At 67.5% G+C, this 9624-nt stretch carries 5 protein-coding genes; all 5 read left to right on the forward strand.

All coding sequences use genetic code 11. The annotated features are described in order from the left end of the window. Nucleotide 1 precedes the first annotated feature (1 nt). The 5 genes from NU1_RS02670 (at nt 2) to NU1_RS02690 (ending at nt 9407) form a co-directional block, all read left to right on the forward strand. A complete protein-coding gene (locus tag NU1_RS02670; protein WP_245719916.1) occupies nt 2-2977 on the forward strand; it encodes a circularly permuted type 2 ATP-grasp protein in 2976 nt (991 codons plus the stop codon). After that, nucleotides 2978-3865: a transglutaminase family protein gene (locus NU1_RS02675; RefSeq protein ID WP_067516951.1), complete on the forward strand. Its 888-nt coding sequence runs from the start codon at nt 2978-2980 to the stop codon at nt 3863-3865. Nucleotides 3866-3868: 3 nt separating this feature from the next. Then, a complete protein-coding gene (locus NU1_RS02680) occupies nt 3869-4951 on the forward strand; it encodes a zinc-binding metallopeptidase family protein (RefSeq protein WP_067516953.1) in 1083 nt (360 codons plus the stop codon). 307 nt (nt 4952-5258) lie between these two features. Then, on the forward strand, nt 5259-7076 hold the full coding sequence (gene leuA / locus NU1_RS02685) for a 2-isopropylmalate synthase (RefSeq protein WP_067516955.1): 1818 nt from the start codon (nt 5259-5261) through the stop codon (nt 7074-7076). A gap of 351 nt (nt 7077-7427) precedes the next feature. Continuing rightward, nucleotides 7428-9407 (forward strand): nucleotide-binding protein, encoded by a 1980-nt coding sequence (locus NU1_RS02690; RefSeq protein WP_245719917.1) that lies wholly within the window; start codon nt 7428-7430, stop codon nt 9405-9407. The last annotated feature ends 217 nt before the right edge of the window (nt 9408-9624 follow it).

The raw sequence follows: 9624 nt of genomic DNA on the forward strand, positions 1-9624 counted from the left end.
GGTGACAGTGCTCGACCCGACGCAACCCGGTGCCGCCGACGGACCCGACCGGTGGACCGAGGTGGCGGCACGCCGGGAAGTCGTCGAGGAATTGGCGAAATACCGTGCAGCAGCGGCGAATACAGGTTCGGTGGACGCCTGCGGCCTGCCCACACCCGGTTACTGGGATGAACTCGTGGACAGCGGTGGCCAGGTGCGGGGGATGTGGACGGAACTGTCCGCCGACTTCTTGGATCAGGGCCGGGCCGGACTGCATCAAATGGATGCGCGGGTACGGCGGCTCATCTCCGACGACGCCATTACCTACACCGAGGTGAGCGGCTACCCCGGGGAGCGGGCGAGTGAGCCGACGCCGTGGCGGCTGGACCCGATTCCACTGCTGGTATCCGCCGACGACTGGACGGACCTGGAAGCGGGCCTGGTGCAGCGATCCCGGCTGCTGAACGCGGTACTCACCGATGTGTACGGGGAGCGCCGCACCCTCACCGCGGGGCTGTTGCCGCCACAGCTGGTCTTCGGGCATCGTGGCTATGTGCGTGCGGCGCACGGGGTTTCACTGCCCGGTCGGCAACAGCTGTTCCTGCACGCCTGCGATATCAGCCGGTGGAGCGACGGGCAGTTCCGGGTGCTCAACGATTGGGCGCAGGCACCGTCGGGTGCGGGTTACGCGCTGGCCGATCGCCGGGTGGTGGCGGCGGCCATTCCGGAGGCCTTCGAGCTGGCCAGCCCCCGCCCGCTCACCCCGTTCGTCCGGGCCATGCGGTTGATGCTCATCGAGGCCGCGCCGCGCGCCGGGGATTCCGAACCCGTGGTGGTGGTGCTGAGTCCCGGCGTGCACTCCGAAACCGCGTTCGACCAAGCGTATTTGGCGTCCGTACTGGGCTTCCCCCTGGTGGAGAGTGCCGATCTGGTGGTGCGCGACGGGCGGCTGTGGATGCGGTCGCTGGGCACCCTCGAACGCGTCGACGTGGTGCTACGCCGGGTGGATGCCGAATTCTCCGATCCGCTGGACCTGCGCCCCGATTCGCGACTGGGGGTCGTGGGCCTGGTGGAGGTATTGCGACGCGGTGCGGTGACGGTGGTCAATACGCTCGGCAGCGGACTGCTGGAAAGCCCGGCACTGTCGTCCTTCCTGCCGCGCCTGTCCCGCACACTGCTCGATGAGGATCTGAAACTGCCTGGCGTGCCGTCTTATTGGGGCGGTGACGACCTCGAGCGCGCACATCTGCGCACCAACGTCGATCGGCTCATTTTGCGTTCCACCGTCGACGACACCACCGTCTTCGGGCCGGTGCTGTCGCAGGAGCAGCGCGAAGAATGGTGCGCCCGCATCGACGCCGAGGGGTGGCGCTGGGTCGGTCAGGAACCCGCCCAGTTCTCCATCGCGCCCGCCATCGCCGAATCCGGCGGGCTGTCCGCCGCCCCCGTGGCCTTCCGCCTGTTCTCCCTCGCCGGTCGCGTCGGTTACCGCGTCATGCCGGGCGGCCTCGGTCAACTCCACCAGGCCAGCGGCCCCGCAGGTCTGATCGCCGAAGCCGCGGCCAAGGACGTCTGGGTCCACGCCGCCCCCACCACGGTCCCCGCGGTTACCGCGGAACTGCCCGACGAACGCGAACGCCCCGCCCCCACCGCCGCCGCCCACGAGGTGGTCAGCTCTCCCCGCGTCCTCAACGACCTCTTCTGGCTCGGCCGCTACAACGAACGCGCCGAATCCACCGTCCGCCTCCTCGCCGCCATCCACGACCGCTACCAGGACTACCGCTACCGCCCCTGGATGGAGGGCGCGGGCGGCATGATCGTCCTGGTGTCGGCCCTCGCCCGCATGACCGGCACCCCGTACCCGCCCACCAAACCCCCTGCTACCCAAGCGCCTCCGGCCTCTTCTTCCAGCCCGTCGAAGGGCGGGCCGGAGGGTGAGCGCACTCAGTCGCCGTCGGGTGGGCCGGAGGGTGAGCGTACGCAGTCGCAAGCCGCTGGTGCGGGGGAGTTGGCGGGGCCGCTGGGTTCTTCCGGGCAGTCCCGAGGCGGTGGCACCCAGTCGCAGTCCGGCGGATCGAAGGGCGAGCGCACCCAGTCGCAATCGGTTGGGGCGCAGGGAAGTCGGGTGCCCTTGGAGTACAGGCGTCGGCGGGGCGCGTTCGATCATCCGACAGAGCCCATCGCGCTGCCGGGTGTCTCCTGGCGCGACCATCAGTTCCTGGTGACGCTCACCATTGATCGGGAGCTGCCCGGCTCCCTGGCCTATGCCGTGGATCGGTATGAGAAAGCGGCTCGGGCGGTGCGGGATCAGTTGTCGGCCGATACCTGGATGACGCTGGGGGCGATGGACCGGGCCTTCGCGGAATACCGTGGGGCGCGCGAGGATCGAGTGGTGGCGCTGGGTGGCGTGCATACCCGGGTGCTGTCGGGATTGCTGGCGCTATCGGGTATCGACTCGGAGATCATGGTGCGCGATACCGGTTGGCACGTAATGGATATCGGGCGGCGGATCGAAAGGGCGCTCTCGCTGACGGCGCTGCTGGCGGCCGCGTTCACCGATACCTATCCGCCCGGAGTGAGCCAGGTGGTCACCGAGGCGGTGCTGCAAGCAACCGCCTCGGCGGTGAGTTACCGTCGGCGGCACCGGGGTTCGGTTCGCATCGCGGCGGTGACCGAGCTGCTGCTCTTCGATACCGCGAATCCGCGGTCCCTGGCCTATCAACTCGACCGGATCGAAGCCGACCTGCTGGCCCTGCCCGGAGCGTCCGGTGCGTCTCGGCCCCAGCGGCTGCTCACCGAGGCGCAGCGCATGGTGCGGCGGCTCGATCCCGCCGATCTGGAGGTCATCGACGACGCGGGCCATCGCACCGAACTCGCGGAACTACTCGACGGCGTCAACCTGCGGTTGCGGCAACTCTCGGAATCCTTCGAAGCGACAAGGCTTTCCGTCCCGAGTGGGATTCAGCCGCTATGGGGCAGTGCGCGGGTGGTGAGCTGAGTGCGCCGATATCGGGTACTGCACCGCACCGTATACGTCTACTCCGATGCGGTCACCAGCTCCTATGGCCGCGCCTTCCTGTCACCGCGCGAATTTCCGGGGCAGCGACTGACGGCCCATGACATCCGCATCGATCCGGTGCCGTCGGATCGGTCGGTCGGCGCGGACGTGTACGGCAACACCACCCTGTACTTCCACGTCACCTCCGAACATCGCCGCCTGGAGGTCACCGGCGAATCGGTCCTCGAGGTGGTGAGCCCCGAACTTCCACCGAACTCACCGCCCTGGGAGGCGGCCCGCCCGGCCGCCGCCAACGGCCCCCTATCCGTCGACTTCGCCCTGGATCTGTGTCCGCCCGAGATCTCTCCTGGCGTCACCGCCTATGCCGCCGAATCGTTTTCGCCGGGCCGCCCGCTGGTGGACGCGGTCAAGGAACTGACCGCCCGCATCAATACCGACTTCACCTACAAATCCGGTTCCACCACCGTCACCACCCGGGTATCGGATGTGTTCGCCGCCCGAAAGGGCGTCTGCCAGGACTTCGCCCGCATCGGCGCGGCCTGCCTGCGCTCCCAGGGTCTGGCCGCCCGCTACGTCTCGGGCTATCTGGCCACCAGACCGCCACCCGGCAAGGAACGATTGGTCGGAGTGGACGCCACCCATGCGTGGACCGCCGTTTGGCTGCCCGAATCCGATGGTTCCCCTGATTCCGCTGGTCACTGGATCGGCTTCGACCCCACCAATAACCAACTCGCCGACGACCGCTACGTCACGCTGGCCTGGGGTCGCGACTACGCCGATGTGCCGCCGCTGCGCGGCATCATCTACACCGATGCGAAGGAGAGCAAGATTTCGGTCTCGGTCGATGTCGCACCGCTGGAGGATTAGGTCATGCGAGATTTCAGCTGCCCCCATTGCGGTCAGCGCCTGGCCTTCGAGAATTCGCTATGCCTGAACTGCGGCAGCCCACTCGGATTCAGTCTCGCCGAGCGCACTCTCGTCGTACTCGCGACCGACGCCGAATCATCGGCAGCCGCAACGGAATCCGGCTCGACCACCGATGCGGGCGGTGGCGCGGTGAGCAATGGTGACGGCACGATCGACGCCCAGCGGTTCCGGCTTTGCCGCAATCAGCATCTGGCGCAATGTAATTGGCTGGTGCCACTGGTCGATTCGAGCGACGGCGGGCCGCTGCTGTGCGAATCCTGTCGGCTCACCCGCACCCGGCCCGGCGCCCTGGACGGCAAATGGCTGGTCGCCTTCGCCGAGGCCGAAGCCGCCAAACGCCGTCTCGTCCTGGAACTCACCGAACTCGGCCTCCCCATCGTCGGCCGTGACCGCGACCCCGCCGATGGTCTCGCCTTCGACCTGCTCTCCAGTGCGGTCGGCCAGGTCACCACCGGCCACCGCAATGGTGTCATCACCCTCGACCTGGCCGAGGGTGATGATGTGCACCGCGAACAACTGCGCGTCGAAATGGCGGAGCCCTACCGCACCCTGCTCGGCCACTTGCGTCACGAGGTCGGCCACTACTACTTCCCGGTCCTGGTCACCGATGCCGCCATGGTCCGCTGCCGCGACCTGTTCGGCGACCCCTTCGCCGACTACCGGGAAGCCCTGGACCGGCATTACGCCGAGGGCAGCCCACCTGGCTGGGAGCAGCACTACGTCTCCTCCTACGCCACCATGCATCCCGCCGAGGACTGGGCCGAAACCTTCGCCCACTACCTGCATATCCGCGACACCCTCGACACCGCCGCCGCCTTCGGCCTGGCCCCCGCCGGAGCCACCCTCGATCGCCCCCAGCTCGGCCGCGCCGGCTTCGACCGCATTATCGACCTCTGGCTCCCGCTGGTCTGGGCGCTGAATATGGTGAACCGCTCCATGGGCCACCGCGACCCCTACCCATTCGTCCTCGCCGAACCGGTCCTCGAAAAGATGCGATTCATCCACGAATTGTGCGCACACAGATGATCAGGACCGACGCGAATCTTTCCTGGGTATCAGCGGTCTCTTCCCAATCCTTCCGGAGGTAGGGTGGGGAAGTCCGCAACTTCCCTGGTGGAGCCTGCGGGGCGCAGTCCCGCGGTGTGGTGCCGCTCGCCCCGCCTGCCGGTCCCGCGCCGCGGCCCTGTTAAACTCCTGATCATCATGCAGCGGGCACTTCTTCTCCTTTGCCGCCGCGACGGGGTCTGATTCGGACCGGCTCCCGCCGCGGGGATCAGCCGTGCCGGTCTACCCATACCACTGGGATCCAGTCTCACTCTCGGAGATAAAACGCATGTCACCCGCTGATGCCTTTACGTCCTTCAATGTTGCAGCTGGTTCGCGCACCATCAACCGGCCGTCGAAGCCCGCCCCGGCCGACCAGCCCGCCTGGAACGCGCAGAAGAACTCCTCGATGCCGGTATTCCGGTACCGGCCGTTCGCCGAAGAGGTCGAGCCGATCGAGCTGCCCGACCGCACCTGGCCGTCCAGGGTCATCGACCGCGCCCCGTCGTGGTGTGCGGTGGACCTGCGCGACGGCAACCAGGCCCTCATCGATCCCATGAGCCCCGCTCGCAAGCGTCGGATGTTCGACCTGCTGGTGCGGATGGGCTACAAGGAGATCGAGGTCGGGTTCCCGTCGGCCAGCCAGACCGACTTCGACTTCGTCCGCGAGATCATCGAGGACGGCGCGATTCCGGACGACGTCACCATTCAGGTGCTGACCCAGTGCCGTCCCGAGCTGATCGAGCGCACCTTCGAAGCCTGCAACGGCGCTCCGAATGTGATCGTGCACTTCTACAACTCGACCTCGATCCTGCAGCGTCGCGTGGTGTTCCGCGCCGACCGTGACGCCATCAAGAAGATCGCCACCGACGCGGCCACCCTGTGCCTGCAGGTCGAGAAGAACTACCCGGACACCGCCTGGCGCTACGAGTACAGCCCGGAGTCCTACACCGGCACCGAGTTGGACTACGCCCGCGAGGTGTGCGACGCGGTCTCCGAGATCATCGCGCCCACCCCCGCCAAGCCGCTGATCATCAACCTGCCCGCCACCGTCGAGATGGCGACCCCGAATGTGTACGCCGACTCGATCGAGTGGATGAGCCGCAATCTGGCCCGCCGCGACTCCATCGTGCTGTCGCTGCATCCGCACAATGACCGCGGCACCGCCGTCGCGGCCGCCGAACTGGGCTACCTGGCCGGTGCCGACCGCATCGAGGGCTGCCTGTTCGGCAATGGCGAGCGCACCGGCAATGTCTGCCTGGTCACGCTGGGCATGAATATGTTCTCGCGCGGTATCGATCCGCAGATCGACTTCTCCAATATCGACGAGATCCGCCGGACCGTGGAGTACTGCAACCAGCTGCCCGTGGCCGAGCGCCACCCCTACGGCGGCGACCTGGTCTACACCGCCTTCTCCGGCAGCCACCAGGACGCCATCAACAAGGGCCTGGACGCCATGAAGGCCGATGCCGACGCCGCGAACGCCGATGTCGACGACATCACCTGGGCGGTTCCATACCTGCCCATCGATCCGAAGGATGTGGGCCGCACCTACGAGGCCGTCATCCGGGTCAATTCGCAGTCCGGCAAGGGCGGCGTCGCCTACATCATGAAGACCGATCACGGACTGGTGCTGCCGCGTCGCCTGCAGATCGAGTTCTCGCAGGCCATCCAGAAGATCACCGACGGTGAGGGCGGCGAGGTCACGCCCAAGGAGATGTGGGACGTCTTCTCCGAGGAGTACCTGACCCCGATCGCGCCGCTGGAGCGCATCCGCCAGAAGGTCACCGCCTCGGAAATCGATGGCGGCGTGGACCATATCGACGCCGTGGTGAAGGTGGACGGGGTCGAGCAGGAGATCTCCGGCGAGGGCAATGGTCCGCTCGCCTCGTTCGTGGACGCCCTGTCGGGTATCGGCTACGACGTGCGGGTGCTGGACTACTCCGAGCACGCCATGTCCGCGGGTGATGACGCGCAGGCCGCTGCCTATGTAGAGGTAGCGATCGGGGATAAGGTCACCTGGGGCGTGGGTATCGCTACGTCGATCACGACCGCTTCGCTGCGGGCCGTTGTGTCGGCGGTCAACCGCGCCTACCGCACGCGCTGAAGCTGAGTTCGAACAGGCCTGTCCGAACCTCACGCGGTTCGGACAGGCCTTAACTCTTTTGTGCGAGCGAGAATCCGAAGTCGCGCGTACGTGTCCCTGCGCGGGTGGGTTTGCGGTACTCGAGGTGCTTGCCCGCCCCGGCGAAGGTGACGGCTGATTTCGTAAGGTGGGGGTAACTCATCGGGTACGCCCAGAATCGGGTTGGCACCTGACCGTCGGCACGCGTGTGGGACGGTCGGCGGCTCTATGCCACGCGCGGAAGTGTCGGGGAGGCGGGGGAGTGCTAGCGTTGGTGGGCCTTTAGCTCCGAGTTCTCTGTTCGAGCCGAGCCGTCGAGCAGATGGGGGACACGTGACCACGAAAGACCAGAATCCGACCTCGCCGCCGTGGCTGCAGGGGCCGGAAGCCGCCGACTCCTTCGCAGCCGATGCCGCGCCGGGTGCGGGGGAGCAGGACTCCGACACCACGACCGATGCCGCGGATGCGGTCGTCGACGAGGCCGCCGAAGCGCAGCCGTCCACGAGCGATGCGGAGCCGGAGTCCGGGTCCGGGTTCTTCCCGCCGGTACCCGATTCGCTCGAGCAGGGCTCCGCCCAACCCGAACCCGGGTCCGGACAGGAGGACGGTTTCCCGCAGCCGGGTCCCTTCGCACCTCCGGGTGCGCCGAGTGCGGAGACGACCTCCTTCGCACCGCCCAGCGGTCCCTACTCGCCTCCCGGCGCCTATGGTGCGGGCGATGGGAACCCGTACGGTCCGAATGGTCCGTTCGAGGCACAGCCCGGATTCGCGCCGCCCCCATTCGCGGGTGGACAGCAGTTCCCGCCCAATGGGTTCCCGCAGACCGGCTCGTATCCCGCGCCCGATCAGGGGCAGTGGACTCCGCCCGGTTCGTTCCCGGGACAGCCCGGTTTCCCGCCGCCCGGTGCGGAGCCGGGGGGTTCGCCGTCCGGTTCGTACGGTGAGATTCGGCAGGAGACGCCGTACGGCGAGATCCGGCAGGAGATCGGCAGCGACGGTATGGTGCGCCGGGTTTTCGCTGATCAGCAGCCCGAGAACGGTGCACCGGCCGAGCAGACCGAGCAGTTCACGGGGCAGCCGCAGCAGTTCGCCGGGCAGCCCGAGCAGACCGAGCAATTCGGTGGTCCGGGACAAGGGTTTTCGCCCGGGGCGGATCAGCCGGGTGGGCCGATCTACAGCTGGTCCCCGCCGCCCGCCGCGCCGCCGCAACAGCATTCGCAACCACATCCGCTGCAACAGCATTCGCAGCCGCACCCGTTGCAGCAGCATCCACAGCAGCAGCCGCACCAGAACTTCCAGCAGCCGGGGTGGAACAATGCACCCCCGCAGGGTTACCAGCAGCAGGGCGGGCCGCAGCAGTCGCCGCCGCCCGGACATTCGGTCAATGACCTGAATCTGCTGAAGCGGGCCCGGCGGGCACCGCGTGGTGGCTGGCGCCGGGCCGTGCACAAGGCGTCCGGCGGTGTCATCAATCCGGGTGAGTCGCCCGCCGATATCGTGCACAACGAGTTGGTGGACCGGGTGAATCAGCCGGTGCGCGGCGATTACCGGATCGCGATTCTTTCGCTCAAGGGCGGTGTCGGAAAGACCACCACCACAGTGGGTCTCGGCTCCACCTTCTCCTCGATGCGCGGTGACCGGGTAATCGCCATCGACGCCAACCCGGACCTCGGTACGCTCGCGCACCGGGTGCCGCGGCAGACGCGCTCCACGGTGCGAAACCTGTTGGAAGATCAGCACATCAGCCGCTACTCGGACGTGCGGGCGCATACCTCGCAGGCCCCCAGCCGCCTGGAAGTGCTTGCCTCCGAACAGGATCCGGCGGTATCGGAAGCATTCAGTGAGGCCGATTACCGCAAGGCCATCGGCATCCTGCAGCAGTTCTACAACATCATCCTCACCGACTGCGGCACCGGACTCATGCACTCCGCCATGGCCGGTGTGCTGGATATGGCCAGCTCCCTGGTGCTGGTCACCTCCCCGGCCATCGACGGCGCGCGGTCGGCCTCCGCGACCCTGGACTGGCTCGACCACCACGGCTACCACAAGCTCGTGGAGCGAACAGTGGTGGTGGTCAACGCATCTCGCAAGGGTTCGTCGACCGTCGACCTCGATCAGCTCCGCAAGCTGTTCCTCGACCGCACCCGCGCGGTCCAGGTCGTCCCCTTCGACGACCACCTCGCCGAGGGCGCGGAGATCGACCTGGAACTGGTGGGCAAGCCGACCCAGCGCGCACTACTGGAGCTGGCCGCCATGGTCGCCGACGACTTCGGCTACCACGCGGCGCAGCAGGGCCCGTACTCGCAACGCTGATCCATCGACAACAGTGCCCCGCGGCGACCGGCCGCGGGGCACTGTCATGTATTCGCCTGCACGGGTGCGGGACCCACTGGCCACCACCCGCCCACCCGCATCATTCCGGTCTACCTACGCCGCGTCGTTCCGGTGTCCCACCCGTCGTCATTCCGGAGTGTGGTCCCCTTCGTCATTCCGGCGCGCGTGCCGCGTTTCGTCATTCCGGCATGCTTTT

Origin of the sequence: Nocardia uniformis NBRC 13702, assembly GCF_001613345.1 — a bacterium.
GTDB classification, from domain to species: Bacteria; Actinomycetota; Actinomycetes; order Mycobacteriales; family Mycobacteriaceae; genus Nocardia; species Nocardia uniformis.